This window comes from Bacillus sp. FSL K6-1218, from assembly GCF_038006445.1.
Taxonomy (GTDB): domain Bacteria; phylum Bacillota; class Bacilli; order Bacillales; family Bacillaceae_G; genus Bacillus_A; species Bacillus_A thuringiensis_S.
The window spans coordinates 4,882,867-4,900,901 of record NZ_JBBOVE010000001.1 but is presented as its reverse complement, the minus strand read 5'-3'; the positions used below and the strand labels follow the sequence as shown (position 1 = coordinate 4,900,901).

Here is an 18,035-nt window from a genome sequence, read left to right as displayed (position 1 = left end):
AGAAAAAAACGAATATTTTTTATAAATTAACAAGGATATTGCAGTTTTTCGCAGAAATAGTTAAAGTATAAAAAATTCTGTCATCTAAGTGAGGTGAGCATATTGAGTGTAATAAATTGTGAAGAAGTGAAACGAGATGAGTTTCATACAGAAAAGTACTATGAAAGTTATAACATCTTTGGCGCACATGTTGTGACGGAAGATGAGATTCAAGGGGTACGATTTACAGTGTGGGCTCCTCATGCGAAAGCAATGAGTGTTGTTGGAGATTTTAATGAGTGGGATTATGAGCAACATAAGATGCTACAAGTGACAGAAGAAGGCATTTGGTCCTTATTTATACCGCATATTGAAGAAGGAGAAATATATAAATATGCGATTAAAACGTTGACTGGTGACGTCATTTTAAAGGCAGATCCGTATGCTGTATATGCAGAAGTAAGACCGAATACGGCATCTGTAGTTTTTGATATAAAAGGATATGAATGGAATGATAAAAACTGGAATCGTAAGAAAAAGAAAAAATCGATTTATAAAGAAGCGATGACAGTTTATGAATTACATTTTGGTTCTTGGAAAAAGAAAGAAGATGGAACGCTGTACTCTTACAGGGAAATGGTTGAAGAGCTCATCCCGTATGTGGTGGAACATCAATTTACACATATTGAAATTATGCCGCTTGTTGAGCATCCATATGATCGTTCTTGGGGATATCAAGGAACGGGATATTATGCAGCGACGAGTAGATTTGGTACACCGCATGATTTAATGCATTTTGTCGATGAATGTCATAAATATGGAATCGGTGTCATTTTAGATTGGGTGCCGGGGCATTTTTGTAAAGATGCTCACGGTTTATATTTGTTTGATGGCACACCGACCTATGAATATAAAGATAAAGATGTACAAGAAAATCCAGTATGGGGAACTGTCAATTTTGATTTAGGAAAGAGAGAGGTACGTAATTTCTTAATTTCAAATGCGTTATTTTGGATGAGATATTTCCATATTGATGGTTTCAGAGTAGATGCAGTTGCGAACATGTTGTACTGGAATAAAGAAGGACAAGAGCAAAGTAATGAGCATGCTGTTTCATTTTTAAGAGAGTTAAATGAAGCAGTGTTTGCAGAGGATGAAGATTTTCTTATGACGGCAGAAGATTCAACAGCTTGGCCACTTGTAACAACTCCGACGTATGAAGGTGGGCTTGGATTCAATTACAAATGGAACATGGGCTGGATGAATGATGTGCTGAAATATATGGAGTGTGCGCCTGAATATAGGAAACACATTCATGAGAAAATGACGTTTTCTTTACTATATGCGTACTCTGAAAACTTCATATTACCGCTTTCTCATGATGAAGTCGTTCATGGGAAAAAGTCGTTATTAAATAAAATGCCAGGTGATTACTGGGATAAGTTTGCTCAGCTTCGTTTATTATATGGATATTTCTTTACTCACCCAGGAAAGAAGTTACTTTTCATGGGAGGAGAATTCGGACAGTTTGATGAGTGGAAAGATCTTGAAGATTTAGATTGGAATTTACATGATTTTGAAATGCATCGTTATATGCATGATTACTTTAATGAGCTCATAGCATTGTATAAGCGCTCAAAACCACTTTGGCAGCTTGACCATTCACCTGAAGGTTTTCAGTGGATTGATGCTAATAATAATGAGCAAAGTATTTTCTCTTTTATCCGCCAAGGGGATAAACAAGAAGATGCGTTAGTTGTCGTATGTAATTTTACGAAAGCTACATATGAAAACTATAAAGTAGGTGTACCAGATTTCGAGTATTATAACGAGATTTTAAACAGTGATGCACAGCAATATGGCGGTTCGGGGCAAGTGAATAAGAAACGTCTTAAGACGTTTCTAGAACCGTACCATAATCAAGCAGCACATGTAGAGATTACAATTCCACCATTTGGCGTATCCATATTACGACCAGTGAAGACGAGAAAGGGGAGCAAAAAACAAGATGGCTCAAAAACAAAAGTGCGTAGCGATGTTACTAGCAGGGGGAAAAGGTAGTCGTTTAAGTGCATTAACAAAAAATTTAGCCAAGCCAGCTGTTCCATTTGGTGGTAAATATCGCATTATTGATTTTACGCTAAGTAACTGTGCGAATTCTGGTATTGAAACGGTTGGGATTTTAACACAATATCAACCACTTGAACTTCATAATTATATCGGAATTGGAAATGCGTGGGATTTAGACCGAGTAAACGGTGGAGTCACAGTATTACCTCCTTATGCAGAGTCTTCAGGGGTGAAGTGGTATACAGGTACGGCAAGTGCCATTTATCAAAATTTAAACTATTTAAGTCAGTATGAACCGGAGTATGTTCTTATTTTATCAGGCGACCATATTTATAAAATGGATTACAGTAAGATGCTAGATTACCATATTGAGAAAGAATCGGACGTATCCATTTCTGTTATTGAAGTACCTTGGGATGAAGCGAGTCGCTTTGGCATTATGAATACAAATGAAGAGATGGAGATTGTTGAGTTTGAGGAGAAACCACAATTTCCAAGAAGTAATCTTGCATCAATGGGAATTTATATTTTTAACTGGGCAATCTTGAAAGAGTATTTAGAGATGGATGCAAGAAATCCTGAATCTAGTAATGATTTCGGAAAAGATGTACTTCCGCTTTTATTAGATGAAGGGAAGAAGCTAATGGCGTATCCATTTGAAGGATATTGGAAAGATGTTGGAACGGTGAAAAGCTTATGGGAAGCGAATATGGATTTACTTCGCGATGAAACATCGCTGAATTTAAACGATCGTAATTGGCGTATTTATTCTGTGAATCCAAATGAGCCACCTCAATATATTGCAGAAAAGGCAAAAGTAGAAGAATCGCTTATTAACGAAGGATGCGTCATTGAAGGGGACGTGAAGCATTCTGTGTTATTCCAAGGGGTGACGGTGGAAGAAGGTAGTATGGTTATTGATTCTGTCGTTATGCCAGGAGCAAAGATTGGTAAAAATGTTGTGATTGAAAGAGCGATTGTTGGATCAGAAATGGTTATCGAAGATGGCACAATCATTCGTCCAGAAAAGAATGTTGACGATGTAGTATTAATTGCTGAAGGGAAATAGAAAAGGGGGATGAAATGAATGGGAGAAAAAATGTTAGGAATTATTAATGCAACGGGAAGTTTTCCTTCCTTAAAGAAAGTAACAGGGCATCGTTCACTAGCGGCGTTACCGTTTGGGGGCCGTTATCGACTCATTGATTTCATGCTTTCAAATATGGTAAATTCTAGTATTCATAGTGTGGCAGTTTTTACAAGCCATAAAAACCGTTCGCTAATGGACCATGTTGGTTCAGGAAAACAGTGGGATTTAGATAGAAAAAGAGACGGACTATTTTTATTCCCGCCAAATTGCCAATGTGACCAAGATGAGTTTGGGTCTTTTGCACACTTTAGAAGACATATTGATTATTTTCTAAGAAGCAGAGAAGAGTACGTTGTTATTACGAATAGCCATCTCGTAACAGCATTAAATTTTCAGGCGGTGTTAGAGCGACATATACATACGGCAGCTGATATTACGGAAGTTTGCCATGAAGGGGTTTCGCTTCAAACATACGTGTTGAAGAAACAATTATTGTTAGATTTATTTGAGTCATATAAAGATGTGGAGCAATATAGCTTATTCGATGTAGTGAGAGAAAAGCGCGGAAAATCATTGCATATTGCTACGTATGAGCATACAGGATATGTAGCTATTATTGATTCGATTGAAAGTTACTATAAACATAGCTTAGAAATTTTGCAACCTGCTATTTGGAAGCAATTATTTAAGAAAGAAGCACCAATCTTTACGAAAGTAAAAGATGAGCCACCAACTCGTTATTTAAAGGGTGCAGTCGTGAAAAATACAATGATTGCAAATGGCAGTATTATTGAAGGGGAAGTAGAAAACAGTGTTGTTTCCCGTTCAGTTAAAATTGGAAAAGGTTCAATTATTCGTAACAGTATTATTATGCAAAAGAGCCAAATTGGAGATAACTGTATAATAGACGGTGTTATTATTGATAAAGACGTGAAAATTGGCGACGGTGTCGTATTAAAAGGAAACACCGATGAGCCGTATGTTGTAGAAAAAGGAAGCGTACAAAACAGTACGATTAATAGTTATTCCTAAAGAATCAGTGGGGTTTTTTCCCCACTGATTAAAGTTTTAATTTAAATGAAAACTCGAAGGGAGGAAGCTGCAAGAGGAGTAATAAAAACTTTTCGCGCAGTGGGACAACAAGTGAATATTTTATTTGCAGTATCAGAATGTGTACCGTTTGTGAAATCGGGAGGATTAGCTGATGTAGCGGGTGCGCTCCCAAAAGAGCTGAAAAAATTAGGAGTGGACGTTCGTATTATACTTCCGAATTATAGTCTCATTCCGCAAAAGTTAAGAGATGGATGTACGTTACATAAAGTAATTAACGTCCCGCTTGGGTGGAGAAATCAATATTGTGGAATTTTAAAAGGTGAGCAAGACGGAATTACGTATTACCTAATAGATAATGAATATTATTTTAAGAGAGATTCTCTGTATGGTCATTATGATGATGGGGAGCGTTTTTCTTATTTCTCAAAAGCAGTGTTAGAGTGTATTCCGCATCTTGATTTTGAAGTGGATGTTCTTCATAGCCACGATTGGCATACAGCTATGGTGAATTTCTTACTACGTGAAAAGTATCAAGATAACTCATTATATGAGCGTATTAAAACGGTATATACGATTCACAACTTGCAGTTCCAAGGAGTATTTCCTCCTGAAGTGATGTACGACTTGTTAGAGCTTGGTGATGAATATTTTCATAGTGAGCAGCTAGAGTTTTATGGAAACATAAACTTTATGAAAGGCGGTATTATCGCTTCGGATCAAATTACAGCGGTGAGCCCGACGTATAAAGAAGAAATTCAATATGAATTTTTCGGTGAGAAGTTAGATGGATTACTGCGAAAATATAATGATAAGCTTAGCGGCATTGTAAATGGTATTGATACGAGCGTATATAATCCAGAAACCGATTCGTATATTAAGGCTCAGTATGATGCAGAGTCATTATATGAAAAGAGTGAAAATAAACGCGCTTTGCAGCGTTATTTTGGTTTGCCAGAAAAAGAGGATACACCAATTATTTCAATGGTAACGAGATTAACGAAGCAAAAAGGTCTTGATTTAGTACGCACTGTATTCCGCGAAATAATGGAAGAAGATGTACAATGTATTATTTTAGGTTCAGGTGATTCGGAATATGAGCAATTCTTTGAGTGGATGGCATATGAGTATCCGGAGAAGGTAAAAGTTTATATCGGATTTAATGAAGAATTAGCGCACCAAGTGTATGCGGGAAGCGATTTGTTTTTAATGCCATCGCTGTTTGAACCTTGTGGACTTGGACAACTTATCGCATTAGCGTATGGTACGATTCCAATTGTAAGAGAAACAGGTGGATTAAACGATACAGTACATTCTTATGATGAAGAAACAGGCGAAGGAAATGGTTTCAGTTTCACGAACTTTAATGCACATGACATGCTGCATACGGTTCACCGTGCAATTGAATTTTATCACGATAAACCAGTGTGGGAGCAGCTTGTAAAACAAGCGATGACTGAAGATTATAGCTGGGAGCAATCGGCTCTTGCTTATAAGGAATTGTATAAAAGTCTCATGGAATAACATGTAGGTGGTGAAAAAATGTTTACTCATGTTGAAAGTTTTAAATCAACTTTTCTAGAAAAGTTAGAGACGATGTATGGGAAAAGTTTCAAAGATTCTACAACTCGTGATCAATATAATACGCTCGGCCATATGGTACGTGAGTATATGAATAGTCAATGGATTGCAACGAACGAGAGTTATCGATCCGGAGAGCAAAAGCAAATGTATTACTTGTCTATTGAGTTTTTGCTTGGACGTTTGCTTGGAAGTAACATCTTGAATTTAGGTATTAGAGATGTATGCGAGCAGGGGTTATCTGAACTAGGGATTTCGTTACAAGAGTTAGAAGAAGTGGAAGCAGATGCAGGTCTTGGTAATGGTGGACTTGGACGCTTAGCAGCCTGTTTTCTTGATTCACTTGCATCTTTAAACTTACCAGGACACGGCTGTGGAATTCGTTATAAACATGGTTTGTTTGATCAGAAAATTGTCGATGGTTATCAAGTTGAATTTCCAGAACAGTGGCTTCTTCATGAAAACGTATGGGAAGTAAGAAGGCATGATCAAGCTGTAGAAGTAAGTTATTTTGGCAGTGTTGAACCGCTAGAAATTGACGGGCGTTTAGAGTTTAGGCATACAAATGCAGAAGTCATTATGGCGGTGCCATATGATGTGCCGGTAGTAGGCTATGAGACGAGTACTGTAAATACACTTAGACTTTGGAATGCTGAACCAGTTCCTTTCCCGCAAAACTGCAAAGATATTTTGAAATATAAGCGCGAAACAGAGGCTGTATCGGAGTTTTTATATCCAGATGATACGCATGATGAGGGGAAAATACTTCGTTTAAAACAACAGTATTTCCTAGTATCAGCAAGTTTACAAAATATCGTTCGAATGCATAGAGAAAGATATGGTGACCTTCGTCAACTACATGAAAAAATCGCGATTCACATTAACGATACACATCCGGTTTTAGCAATTCCAGAACTGATGCGTATTTTACTAGACGAAGAAAAGTTAACATGGGAAGAAGCTTGGCACATAACGACGCAGACGATTTCTTATACGAATCATACGACGTTATCAGAAGCGCTCGAAAAGTGGCCAATTCACATTTTTAAACCGTTATTACCGAGAATTTATATGATTATTGAAGAGATTAATGAACGTTTCTGTCATGAACTTTGGGAACGTTATCCTTATGAATGGCATCGCATTGAAGACATGGCAATTATTGCGCATGATCTTGTGAAAATGGCTCATTTAGCAATTGTCGGTAGCCATAGCGTAAACGGTGTAGCAAAAATTCATACGGAAATATTAAAACAGCGGGAAATGCGATTGTTTTATGAATTTTATCCAGATAAGTTTAATAATAAGACGAATGGAATTGCTCATAGGCGCTGGCTTATGAAAGCAAATCCACAGCTAACAAATCTCATTTCAGAGGCGATTGGAACAGAGTGGAAGAAAGAACCGATTAAGCTTCAATCGTTGCAAACAGTTCAATATGATGCTAGTTTCCAAGAGAAATTTGCAGAAGTAAAACAAGAGCGTAAAGAGATTTTAGCGGAGCGCATTCATAATACAATGGGGATTACGATTGATCCAAATTCTATTTTTGATGTGCAAGTGAAAAGACTACATGCTTACAAACGACAATTATTAAATGTTCTTCATATTTTATATTTGTATAACCGTTTGAAAGAGGATGCTAGTTTTACATTTTATCCGCGTACTTTTATTTTTGGAGCGAAAGCATCACCTGGCTATTATTACGCGAAAAAAATTATTAAATTAATAAATGAACTCGCAAGAAAAGTAAATAATGACCCGTACGTCAGTCAATATATGAAAGTTATCTTTCTAGAAAACTACCGAGTTTCTTTAGCGGAAGATATATTCCCGGCAGCGGATGTAAGTGAACAAATTTCAACGGCGAGTAAAGAAGCATCGGGAACAGGTAATATGAAATTTATGATGAATGGTGCAATTACACTCGGAACGCTAGACGGAGCTAACATTGAAATAAAAGACCGGGTCGGTGATGATAACTGTTTCATTTTCGGCTTAACAGCGGAAGAGGTTCTTCATTACTATCAAAATGGTGGATATCGTGCAAGTGATTATTATCACCACAATAGGCACATTAAAAAAGTAGTTGATCAATTAACAAATGGTTTCTTTGCACAATCGGGAGCTGAATTTGAAGCGATTTACGATTCTCTTGTTATTCAAAATGATGAATACTTCGTTCTGCGAGATTTTGGCCCATATGCTGAAAGACAAGAAGCTGTCGGTAGAGCTTATGAGAACCGAACAAAGTGGCTAGAAATGTCGATTTTAAATATTGCACAGTCTGGTCATTTTGCGAGTGATCGAACGATTTTGCAGTACAGCAATGAAATTTGGGGTATTGGTAATGCTGTTAAACAGTTTTAAAGAGGTTGCTACGTTGGGGGATATATTATCGATTTACCAACAAAAATGGATATTAATAAATAAAACGAGCTTACTTTTCTTAAGCTCGTTTTATTTATTTTGCTTAAGAAAGAAATGGAATAGTGGTATATATTATACCTGCCCCATCATACTCTCCTGTCGCAAAGTATGAAAATGTAAAGAAACCTGTGACCGTAAAAATTACAATAAGAAAAAGTGTGAAGATAAATTTTAACATGTAAGGTCCCCTCATCCAAAAATAACTTCATAGAGTATTATAGTATACGAATATTTTATTTCCAATTGTTTACTGGTTAAAAATGAGAAGTCAGACATGTTTTGTATGTTGTAATGGAATGATTATTTGTAATGGATTTTGTGTTTTTTGTAAATGTCATATTGTGATGGACGTGTGCATACTCCCAATCATGATCATTAAAATTTATGTTTCGGGGAGGGAGAAGTGGAACGACATCGAACAAGTTGACGAAACGAAAACTACTAGCTACTTGTAGTTTATAATAATTTCGAAAAGCGATATCTCCTACTTTTGGAGAAGCAAATGTATAAAGTCCATATTGTGCGAAGGCAGTATTTATACGCGCATCTAATATGTGTAATGTGGCAAGCGCACCACCTAGACTATGCCCAGTAGCTAGCAGTTTTTTATGTGCTGGCAATGATACGAGCATATCCATAATAGAATCACGGCAAGACTCATAAATAGAGAGAAAGCCGTGATGGACATTTCCTCCATTTAAAGCATAAGGATAAGGTTTTTGATTGACGAGAGAGTCAATAATCCAATCTGGGTCTGTTTGAGTGCCCCTAAAGGCAACGATAATTGTATCCTCAGATTCTAATATAAACCCGAACCATTCTGTTGTTTGAATGGCCTTTCCTTGAAAACCTTGTACATATTGAAAACCAGCTGGTATTTCGAAAATACCATTTTGTTTATATTGTTCATACGTTAACTCACAACAAGAAGCTAACAGTATGGCAGTGTCTTTATCAAAGGATAAAGGAGTACGCATTAAGGAAGCCCTCCTTAAGAAAAGGTATAGTTTAATATATGCAGTGAGGAACTTGATTCATTCTTTTGGAAAAAAGGCTTGAACCTACAGTTACGTGAGGGAGTATGATTTTTGTAAACATATTGTTAGGAGGAGTGTAAGATGAGCAAAAAGGAAGGCTGTTCAATTGGTGAGTTTTCAAAGAGAACAGGCACATCAATACGGACACTACAATATTACGATGAAATTGGACTACTTAAACCTGAAAAGAATGTTTGCTCTGGTCACCGTGTGTACAAAGGAAAAGATATATTAGATCTACAGAAAATAGTGAGTCTTAAAGTATTAGGATATAGCTTAGAAGAAATACGCGTTATGCTGAAAATGCCAAGTTTGAATGTAAATTTAAAAGAAACGTTGGAACAACAAAGAAAAGCCTTTGAAGAAAAGAGAAGACACATTGAAGTTTCGATAAAGGCGCTTGAACGAACAATGGTATGTCTTGAGGAAGATGAAGAGTTGGATAGTGACATATTAATGAGTCTAATTAACAGCATTCAAAAAGAAAACGAACAACGTTTATGGCTTGAAGGATATGTATCAAAAGAATTGGCTGATGGATTATATAATAAGCCGGAAGAAGAGGGCATAGCACTTGATAAAGAGTTTGTGCGTTTAGCAAAAGAAGTGAAAAGGTTATTTGGAAGACAAATTGAGGATTCAGAAGTGCAAAAATTGGTTGATGAACATATGAAGGCGACTCTTAAGTATGTTGGTGAAGAGACAATGTATTCTTTAGGTAAATTAGAGAATGTAGAAGAACAATATAATAATATGATACCATCTCCTTACACGGAAGAAGAAGAGGCATGGCTTAATGAAGCGATGGAGTATTATATGATTCGAAATGGTATGTATAGCCCTCCGAAGTAAAAATAAAATGCCATATTCATAAACTTTAGAGAAATGCCTCCGATGTTTTTTTTGCATTGGAGGCATTTTTTTACTCTTTTCCATCTAAAAGGAAATCAAGTTCACCTAATATACTACCTTCAACAGTACTTTATAATGCTGGGCTTGTAAGAGGTTTGAAAAAATAGCCTGTATATATTTGAACGATGATTACCTATTTTCTTGTGTTTGTTCGCACTATATACCGAAAATTTCGGGAAACGAAACATATTATTTATCTGTTTGTTTTTGCTTTTTTTTCAAATACTCCGCACGCAATTGTTCAAGTTGCTGCTTTTTATCAAATTTGGCAGGCTTCTGTTTTTCATGAAACTTTGCCACAGCTACCTGACTTTTGGAATCTAATTGATATTTTCCCACTTTTTTCACCTACTTTTCTTGTGTTTAAAGAGAATCTATTCAACAAATATAATATACCTTATTTTACTGAAGTAAACCTTATTACTTTATTTTAACTGCTTTTTCTCGTTTGTAGACGTAAATTAAAACACCCTTTCACTGCATTACTGCAAGCAAGGGTGTTTTAATTGTAGTATTTTATTAGTCGATGGCCATGCCAACATAAGGGCCCTTTTTACTCTTTCCCATCCAATAAACGACCGATTCCACCTAATACACTACCTTCACCAGTACTTTGCGCTGCTGGGCTTGTAAGGCGTGCTGCTAATCGGCTAAGTGTTAAGGACTGAATCCAAACTGTTCCAGGACCTTCTAATGTTGCGAAGAATAAACCCTCACCGCCAAATAGAGCTGTTTTTACTTTTCCAACGAATTCGATATCATAGTTAATATCCTTTGTCATGGCAACGAGACAACCTGTATCAATGCGAAGTTTCTCACCAGGTTTTAATTCACGTTTATATACAGTTCCGCCTGCGTGCATGAAAGCGAGGCCATCACCTTCAAGTTTCTGCATGATGAAACCTTCACCACCGAAGAAACCAGTTCCTATTTTTTTTGTAAATTCAATTCCAATAGAAACACCTTTTGCGGCACAAAGAAAGGCATCTTTTTGACAAACGATTTTCCCTTGGTATTCTGTTAAATCTACAGGAATAATTTTACCAGGATAAGGAGCAGCAAATGAGACGTGGCGTTTGCCGTGCCCTGTATTTGTAAATACAGTCATAAACATGCTTTCACCTGTAACGAGACGTTTACCTGCTCCCATTAATTTTCCGAATAGACCGTTAGATGGGCCAGAACCATCACCGAAGATTGTCTCCATTTCGATGTAGTCTTCCATCATCATCATTGCGCCCGCTTCTGCGACAACGCTTTCCTTTGGATCTAATTCAATTTCAACAAATTGCATATCATCGCCATATAACTTATATTCGATTTCATGTGCTTGCATTTTTTCACCTCATAAATATGTAGTAATTATATTGTACAGAAGTTAAAAGAATTAGAACACTATAGTTTTGTTAATTTTCGAATAAAAATAGAATGAAAATTTAAGGTTATACTAGGATTATAAAAAATGATGGAATGAAAGTGTTCTCATTTGACGTTTTCGATATAGCATGATATAGTGAAAGCACTATTGAGCTACATAATGTGGTACGGAAATAAAGCACGTTGTATTAAAGGCTGTAAGCTTGTTATACATTCATGTCCTTTATATCCACCTTTTCATGTGGATTCATAGTTTCATTTTTATTTAGGAGGTACATGACATGCAAACAGGTAAAGTTAAATGGTTTAACGGCGAAAAAGGTTTTGGCTTCATCGAAGTTGAAGGCGGAGAAGACGTATTCGTACATTTCTCAGCTATCCAAGGCGACGGCTTCAAAACTTTAGAAGAAGGTCAAGAAGTTTCTTTCGAAATCGTTGAAGGAAACCGCGGACCACAAGCAGCTAACGTTACAAAAAACTAATTAGCTAGCGATAAAAAGCATTCCGATTTTCGGAATGCTTTTTTTTATTCTTTGGAACTAGATTCATTTGAAGATAACTCGCCTTTGAAAGTGCGCTCTTCAAAGTCATCAAGCATTTGTTCATACTCTTCATGTTCTTCTGTGGCGAAAACTTGCGGATTTTTGCCATACATGTCTGTTCCTATAAAATTTTCAAAATCCTCTACATACCCAACATTTTCCTCGCTATTTACGTACATGCCATTATAGTTTTTGGAATCCTGTCTTTCTAAATCGGACGGTGTTTCTGATGTCCCGTAATTTGCGACATCTTGCCATGCATCTTCAGCATCGTATTCTACAGAATGATCTTCGTCGTGCTTGTGAAAAGAAGGAGCCAACACCTCTTCTTCAACTGGTCGCGTGTTCATATTTAATTTATTTGTAGTGTGCTGAATACACGTTGTAGCGGTTGGCATTGCCTCTAATCTTTCAAACGGAATTTCTTCACCAGATACTTCACAAATGCCGTACGTACCAGCTTCAATTTTTTGCAGAGCATGTTTTGTATCATCTAGTTGTTTATGCCAAAATTCGATGAGTCCGAAATCTTTTTCTCGTTCGTATAATTCTGTAGCCATATCACCTGGATGGTTGTCATAGCTAGACAGTTCTCCTACTGAATCGCGTTCAGAAGCACGATCTGTATTTTCATGAGTTTGTATCGTTTGCTCTAGTTCTTGTTTTTGTTTTTCTAAAATGGATTTAAATTGGCCTATTTGTTGTGGAGTTAACATAGTCGTCCACCTTCCTACAATTCAGTTTCTTTACATAGTATGAGCGTTGAGAGTAGGAATTATGAGATGAATTTCAGATATGAAAAAGGAGCCGCATAAGCAGCTCCTTTTATAGAAAATATCCAAGTAATAATCCGATTCCCATTAGGAAACCGAAGATTGTATTTGTTTTTGCTGTTGCAATCATCGCAGGTACCATTTCCATTGGAATGCTTTTGCCGATAAAGCCTTTCGTCGCTTTAAATGCTTTCGGTGCACTTAAAAATACGATAAGCATCCATGGTGATACGATGCCCACGATAATTAAAGCAATTGTCCAAATGTAGGAAACGATGAACATCGAAGCAAGTACACCAACAGCTCTTTCACGTCCCACGAGAATTGCTAACGTTTTACGACCGTTTTCTTTATCGCCATCCAAGTCACGAATATTATTAGCTAGTAAAATGGCACCAATTAAAATGGAGCTTGGAATAGATAGTAAAATGACTTCTGATGTTACAGTGCCAGTTTGAATAAAGAATGAAATCCCAATAATAATGACACCCATAAATAATCCGGCTGTCAACTCTCCAAATGGTGTATATGCAATTGGAAGTGGCCCACCTGTATAAAGATAAGCAACGGCCATACAAACAAGACCGATTGCAGCGAGCCACCAGCTAGAATTCATACAAATATAAACACCTAATAGTATTGCGATCCCGAAAAATCCAAATGCTAAGTTAAGCACCGTTTTTGGTTGAATGCCATCGCGAACGATAGCGCCGCCGATACCAACTGAACCTTCGTGATCGAGTCCTCTTTTATAATCAAAGTATTCATTAAACATGTTTGTTGCTGCTTGAATGAGAAGACAAGCAAGAAGCATCATAAGGAAAAGAGGAAGATGTATTTGATTTATACCTCCGACTTGCATCGCATAGGCTGTTCCGATGAAAACAGGAACGAAAGCTGCTGTTAATGTATGAGGACGTAGTAAACTCCACCAAATGCGCCAGCCTGTTTGCTTACTTGGCTTTGGCGCCGTAGGAGAGGAATTCGTTTCGACGTTCATTTCCATGTTGAATCCTCCTTTGGTCACATATTGTACACAACTAAGTGTAGAAAAAGCATCATTTAGTGTCAACGTTTATTTTCTAGGAAGAGAAGGTGAATTTCTCAGAAATGCTAAACGTTGACAGGCCTTTCGTTTGAGGTGTATCTTAAAATCAAGCGTAATTATGACTATTTTTCGCCCATAGGGGGGAGACAATTGTGATTCAAACGAAACAAATAGGCTTGCAAGAAGCTCTTAGTGCAGCCATTAAGCGTGCAACTGATGAAAAAATATTGGTTAGCTTCGTAAAACAAATAGACTGGATGGATCCGCTTCTGTTTTATGCAGCAGGAAAAAGGATTGCATTCGAAAATAGATGTTATTTTGCAGACCCAGTTCAGCATGTAATATTTTCTGGAATTGGCTCTGTTTTCACTATAGCAACTGCTTCTCACAAACGCTTTCAAACTGCTCGTGACGAGTGGGATAAAGTAAAAGAGAAAGCATTTGTACAAAGAGAAAAATACGAATTTGGAACAGGTCCTCTTTTATTTGGTGGATTTTCATTTGACCAAGAAAAAGAGAAAACGGACTTATGGAAAGAATTTGATGATACGACATTTTCACTACCAGCATTTTTATTAACTGTAAAAAATGAAAAAGCATGGTTAACAATGAATACATTCGTTTCAGCAACAGATTGTGCAGAAACTCTTTATAACGAAATTGTTTCTTTAGAAGAGAAAATTTTTGGGGAGAGTAAATGTGCATTAGAAGGATCGAAATTAACAGTTACTTCTAAAGTAGAAGTGGATCCGAAAGGCTGGATGGAGGCCATTGAGAAAGTACAAGATGAAATGAAGCTGGGGAACGTGCAGAAGGTTGTATTAGCGAGGGAGTTAAAAGTAGAGATGGATCATCATATTGATTCTGCTCTTGTCTTAGAAGCACTTCGTATTGGGCAACCGGATTGTTACGTATTTTCTTTTGATTATAAAGGAGCATGTTTCTTAGGAGCGACGCCAGAGAGGTTAATTCGCAAAGAAGATGAGAAGTTTACTTCGATGTGTCTTGCTGGTTCAACTGGCCATGGTCAATCTATAGAAGAAAGTAAGCGAAATAGTAATGCGCTTCTTCATGATGAAAAGAATTTAGCTGAACACGGTTATGTTGTGAACATGATTAGGTCGGTATTAAATGAGCACTGCGAATCCGTTAATATTCCGGAAAGGCCGGGCTTATTAACAACGAAAAACTTAATTCATTTATATACGCCTGTAGAGGCAAAAGGCGATGCGAGTCTTTTAACAATGGTAGAAGAATTACATCCAACACCAGCTCTTGGCGGGACACCTCGTTTGGAAGCGATGAAACTGATTCGTGATGTTGAATTGTTAGACAGAGGATTATATGGCGCACCGATTGGCTGGATAGATGATGAAGGAAATGGTGAGTTTGCGGTTGCACTCCGCTGCGGGTTATTAAATGGCGAGAAAGCATCCTTATTTGCCGGTTGCGGGATTGTAATTGATTCTGTACCGCAACTTGAATATGAAGAAACAAGTTTGAAGTTTAGACCGATGCTTGGTGCTTTGGAGGAATTAATGAAATGAACAATCATATAGAAGCATTATCATATTATTTAGGCGCGTTCGTGGATGAACTGACGCGTCTAAATGTATGTGATGTTGTCATTAGTCCAGGCTCACGGTCAACGCCGATTGCTCTACTAATGGAACAACATGAAGGAATGAACACATATTTACATGTAGATGAAAGATCTGCAGGATTTTTTGCGCTCGGTATCGCAAAAGCGAAAAAACGTCCTGTTGCATTATTGTGTACATCAGGAACGGCAGCAGCTAATTACTATCCAGCTGTATGTGAAGCTTTTCATTCAAGAGTGCCGCTTATCGTCTTAACGGCAGATAGACCGCATGAATTAAGAGATGTCGGTGCACCACAAGCGATGAATCAATTCAATTTATACGGTACATTTGTGAAGCAATTTACAGAGATGGCTCTTCCAGAAGCGAGTGAAGCGATGTATCATTACGCTCGCATGACAACGCAGCGTATGATAGCGAGTGCTTGTTTAGCGCCGCAAGGACCTGTTCATCTTAATTTTCCAGTACGCGAACCGCTTATCCCGGATTTCTCATTAGAAGATTTATGGGATAAAGGACGCGGGGAATATACAGGAGTAGTTCAGCAAGGGAACGTGACGATGCCGAGTGAATATGTAGATTCGCTTGTAGGGCGCCTTTCGCATATGGAGAAGGGGCTTATTATTTGTGGAGACGATAGTCATTCAGAACTCGCAGCATTTGCGGCAGAATTAGCTGAAAAAACTGGATATCCAATATTGGCAGATCCGCTTTCTAATATTCGTAGCGGACATCACGATAAAACGATGGTAATCGACTGTTATGACACATTTCTACGAAATGAACAGTTAAAAGAAACGTGGAAACCGGACGTTTTAATTCGCTTTGGTGGTATGCCTGTTTCCAAATCATTAACACAGTTCATAAAAAAACAAACGAAAGCAGTTCATATCGTTGTTGATGAATCTGGACAATGGAGAGATCCAGCTCTCGTTGCGACAGAAGTTGTCCAAGCAAGTGATATTGTATTTTGCAGTACACTAATAGAAAAAATGCCAGTTATGAAAAAGAATGATTGGTTCGGAATGTGGAAACATATAAACGAAAAAACGAAGGAAACGCTTCGTGAAATGGAGACATATGATACTGCATTTGAAGGGAAAGTCATTACGGATATTGTCCGCGTATTACCAGAAGGAGCAACGTTATTTGCAAGTAATAGTATGCCAATTCGTGATACGGATTCATTCTTCTTCACATCGGATAAAAATATTCAAGTGATGGCAAACCGCGGTGTAAATGGGATTGACGGAATCATTTCGACAGCTTTAGGAGCGAGCATTATTTGCGATCCGCTCGTATTAATTATTGGTGATTTATCATTTTATCACGATTTAAATGGGCTGTTAGCAGCGAAATTACATGAATTAAATATAACAATTGTCGTTGTAAATAATGATGGCGGGGGTATTTTCTCATTCTTACCACAGTATGAGAAAAAGGAACATTTCGAATCATTATTTGGAACACCAATTGGTCTTGATTATGAACACGTTGTTAAAATGTACGGTGGTTCATTTAGCCGTGTAAATGGTTGGGAAAGCTTCCGAGAAGAGGTACAAAAAGGAACGACTACAGAAGGTTTACACGTTGTGGAAATTTGTACGAACCGTGATGAAAACTTAATATTGCACCGGACATTATGGGCAAAAACGATGGACGTGATTACTACATCTTTACAAGGTGAATCAAAATGAACGTAACGCTGCAAGGTGTATCGTATGAATATGAAGTAGTCGGAAGCGGGGAACCACTTCTACTTCTTCATGGTTTTACGGGAAGTATGGAAACGTGGCGTTCTTTTATTCCTTCATGGAGCGAGCAGTTTCAAGTTATTGTAGTAGATCTTGTTGGGCATGGAAAAACAGAAAGTCCCGAAGATGTGACGCATTATGATATTCGAAATGCGGCAGTGCAAATGAAAGAGCTACTAGACTATCTTCATATTGAAAAAGCGCACATACTCGGCTATTCAATGGGTGGTAGACTAGCGATTACGTTGGCTTGTTTATATCCAGAGTATGTACATTCTCTTTTATTAGAAAATTGTACAGCTGGGCTCGAAAATGAAGCGGATAGAAAAGAACGTCGTGAAAAAGATGATCGACTTGCCGATAAAATTGAGCGAGAAGGCATAGAAAGTTTTGTATCCATGTGGGAAAATATTCCGCTTTTTGAAACGCAAAAACGTTTAGCAGAAAACGTACAAGAAGCAGTGCGAAAAGAGCGACTTGCTAACAATCCAAAAGGACTTGCAAATAGCTTGCGCGGCATGGGAACAGGGGCTCAGCCTTCATGGTGGAAAGAGCTACATAACTTGAAAATACCTGTTCTTTTAATGAACGGAGAATATGATGAAAAGTTCTTTCGCATATTAAAAAACATTGAAAAAAGCGTCTCGAACGCGAAATTTGTCAAAATTGATGGTGCTGGCCATGCAATTCATGTGGAACAACCGGAAAAGTTTGATACAATAGTAAAGGGATTTCTAAAAACTATGCAGTGATGCTTTTTTCAGCAAGAAGGAAGTCACACTTATAGATGA

15 protein-coding genes are annotated in these 18,035 nt (G+C 37.5%); 10 read left to right on the top strand and 5 right to left on the bottom strand.

Annotated features, from left to right (window positions below):
• Nucleotides 1-102: 102 nt before the first annotated feature.
• The 5 genes from glgB (at nt 103) to glgP (ending at nt 8,140) form a co-directional block, all read left to right on the top strand.
• On the top strand, nt 103-2,040 hold the full coding sequence (glgB, locus tag MHI26_RS25075) for a 1,4-alpha-glucan branching protein GlgB (protein WP_000111406.1): 1,938 nt from the start codon (nt 103-105) through the stop codon (nt 2,038-2,040).
• Nucleotides 1,988-3,118 carry a glucose-1-phosphate adenylyltransferase gene (glgC, locus tag MHI26_RS25070; protein ID WP_000057602.1) on the top strand — a complete coding sequence of 377 codons (1,131 nt, stop codon included), beginning with the start codon at nt 1,988-1,990 and terminating at the stop codon, nt 3,116-3,118. The genes glgB and glgC overlap by 53 nt, the downstream gene beginning before the upstream one ends.
• Nucleotides 3,119-3,136: 18 nt before the next feature.
• Entirely contained in the window at nt 3,137-4,171 is a 1,035-nt protein-coding gene (glgD, locus tag MHI26_RS25065; protein ID WP_000504165.1) for a glucose-1-phosphate adenylyltransferase subunit GlgD, read from the top strand.
• Nucleotides 4,172-4,282: 111 nt separating this feature from the next.
• A complete protein-coding gene (gene glgA, locus MHI26_RS25060; protein ID WP_042973442.1) occupies nt 4,283-5,713 on the top strand; it encodes a glycogen synthase GlgA in 1,431 nt (476 codons plus the stop codon).
• Between the two features lie 18 nt (nt 5,714-5,731).
• Nucleotides 5,732-8,140 carry a glycogen phosphorylase gene (gene glgP / locus MHI26_RS25055; protein ID WP_000494103.1) on the top strand — a complete coding sequence of 803 codons (2,409 nt, stop codon included), beginning with the start codon at nt 5,732-5,734 and terminating at the stop codon, nt 8,138-8,140.
• A gap of 314 nt (nt 8,141-8,454) precedes the next feature.
• Here the strand turns inward: glgP and MHI26_RS25050 are convergent, their stop codons facing one another.
• Nucleotides 8,455-9,177 carry a lipase family protein gene (locus tag MHI26_RS25050; RefSeq protein ID WP_061667093.1) on the bottom strand — a complete coding sequence of 241 codons (723 nt, stop codon included), beginning with the start codon at nt 9,175-9,177 and terminating at the stop codon, nt 8,455-8,457.
• 141 nt (nt 9,178-9,318) lie between these two features.
• On the opposite strand from MHI26_RS25050, the gene MHI26_RS25045 reads away from it, so the two are divergent.
• Nucleotides 9,319-10,089 carry a MerR family transcriptional regulator gene (locus MHI26_RS25045; protein ID WP_061667094.1) on the top strand — a complete coding sequence of 257 codons (771 nt, stop codon included), beginning with the start codon at nt 9,319-9,321 and terminating at the stop codon, nt 10,087-10,089.
• A 249-nt stretch (nt 10,090-10,338) separates the two neighbouring features.
• Here MHI26_RS25045 and MHI26_RS25040 read toward each other — a convergent pair whose 3' ends face one another.
• Together MHI26_RS25040 and MHI26_RS25035 are read right to left on the bottom strand one after the other, a co-directional pair.
• On the bottom strand, nt 10,339-10,488 hold the full coding sequence (locus tag MHI26_RS25040) for a hypothetical protein (RefSeq protein ID WP_000521642.1): 150 nt from the start codon (nt 10,486-10,488) through the stop codon (nt 10,339-10,341).
• 214 nt (nt 10,489-10,702) lie between these two features.
• A complete protein-coding gene (locus MHI26_RS25035; protein WP_001147843.1) occupies nt 10,703-11,485 on the bottom strand; it encodes a TIGR00266 family protein in 783 nt (260 codons plus the stop codon).
• Nucleotides 11,486-11,807: 322 nt separating this feature from the next.
• Here MHI26_RS25035 and cspD point away from each other — a divergent pair, with 322 nt between their 5' ends.
• On the top strand, nt 11,808-12,008 hold the full coding sequence (gene cspD / locus MHI26_RS25030; RefSeq protein WP_001193052.1) for a cold-shock protein CspD: 201 nt from the start codon (nt 11,808-11,810) through the stop codon (nt 12,006-12,008).
• Nucleotides 12,009-12,052: 44 nt separating this feature from the next.
• Here cspD and MHI26_RS25025 read toward each other — a convergent pair whose 3' ends face one another.
• Together MHI26_RS25025 and MHI26_RS25020 are read right to left on the bottom strand one after the other, a co-directional pair.
• Entirely contained in the window at nt 12,053-12,784 is a 732-nt protein-coding gene (locus tag MHI26_RS25025; protein WP_000957355.1) for a yteA family sporulation protein, read from the bottom strand.
• A gap of 109 nt (nt 12,785-12,893) precedes the next feature.
• The gene (locus tag MHI26_RS25020; protein ID WP_000425752.1) at nt 12,894-13,847 is read right to left on the bottom strand and encodes a 1,4-dihydroxy-2-naphthoate polyprenyltransferase; all 954 of its coding nucleotides are present in this window, start codon (nt 13,845-13,847) and stop codon (nt 12,894-12,896) included.
• Nucleotides 13,848-14,041: 194 nt separating this feature from the next.
• Between MHI26_RS25020 and MHI26_RS25015 the strand changes: the two genes are divergently transcribed.
• The 3 genes from MHI26_RS25015 to menH are packed head-to-tail and all read left to right on the top strand — an operon-like array spanning nt 14,042 to nt 17,996.
• The gene (locus tag MHI26_RS25015; RefSeq protein WP_061667095.1) at nt 14,042-15,436 is read left to right on the top strand and encodes an isochorismate synthase; all 1,395 of its coding nucleotides are present in this window, start codon (nt 14,042-14,044) and stop codon (nt 15,434-15,436) included.
• Complete coding sequence (gene menD / locus MHI26_RS25010; RefSeq protein ID WP_001059213.1) at nt 15,433-17,187, top strand: 2-succinyl-5-enolpyruvyl-6-hydroxy-3-cyclohexene-1-carboxylic-acid synthase; 1,755 nt, start codon at nt 15,433-15,435, stop codon at nt 17,185-17,187. The genes MHI26_RS25015 and menD overlap by 4 nt, the downstream gene beginning before the upstream one ends.
• Nucleotides 17,184-17,996 (top strand): 2-succinyl-6-hydroxy-2,4-cyclohexadiene-1-carboxylate synthase, encoded by an 813-nt coding sequence (menH, locus tag MHI26_RS25005; RefSeq protein ID WP_061667096.1) that lies wholly within the window; start codon nt 17,184-17,186, stop codon nt 17,994-17,996. The genes menD and menH overlap by 4 nt, the downstream gene beginning before the upstream one ends.
• Nucleotides 17,997-18,035: the final 39 nt, after the last annotated feature.

Excerpts from the sequence above, each read along its gene's own strand:
- glgC (WP_000057602.1), top strand. The coding sequence starts at position 1,988 with ATGGCTCAAAAACAAAAGTGCGTAGCGATGTTACTAGCAGGGGGAAAA.
- glgD (WP_000504165.1), top strand. The coding sequence starts at position 3,137 with ATGGGAGAAAAAATGTTAGGAATTATTAATGCAACGGGAAGTTTTCCT.
- glgP (WP_000494103.1), top strand. The coding sequence starts at position 5,732 with ATGTTTACTCATGTTGAAAGTTTTAAATCAACTTTTCTAGAAAAGTTA.
- MHI26_RS25050 (WP_061667093.1), bottom strand. The coding sequence starts at position 9,177 with ATGCGTACTCCTTTATCCTTTGATAAAGACACTGCCATACTGTTAGCT.
- MHI26_RS25045 (WP_061667094.1), top strand. The coding sequence starts at position 9,319 with ATGAGCAAAAAGGAAGGCTGTTCAATTGGTGAGTTTTCAAAGAGAACA.
- MHI26_RS25035 (WP_001147843.1), bottom strand. The coding sequence starts at position 11,485 with ATGCAAGCACATGAAATCGAATATAAGTTATATGGCGATGATATGCAA.
- cspD (WP_001193052.1), top strand. The coding sequence starts at position 11,808 with ATGCAAACAGGTAAAGTTAAATGGTTTAACGGCGAAAAAGGTTTTGGC.
- MHI26_RS25025 (WP_000957355.1), bottom strand. The coding sequence starts at position 12,784 with ATGTTAACTCCACAACAAATAGGCCAATTTAAATCCATTTTAGAAAAA.
- MHI26_RS25020 (WP_000425752.1), bottom strand. The coding sequence starts at position 13,847 with ATGGAAATGAACGTCGAAACGAATTCCTCTCCTACGGCGCCAAAGCCA.
- menD (WP_001059213.1), top strand. The coding sequence starts at position 15,433 with ATGAACAATCATATAGAAGCATTATCATATTATTTAGGCGCGTTCGTG.
- menH (WP_061667096.1), top strand. The coding sequence starts at position 17,184 with ATGAACGTAACGCTGCAAGGTGTATCGTATGAATATGAAGTAGTCGGA.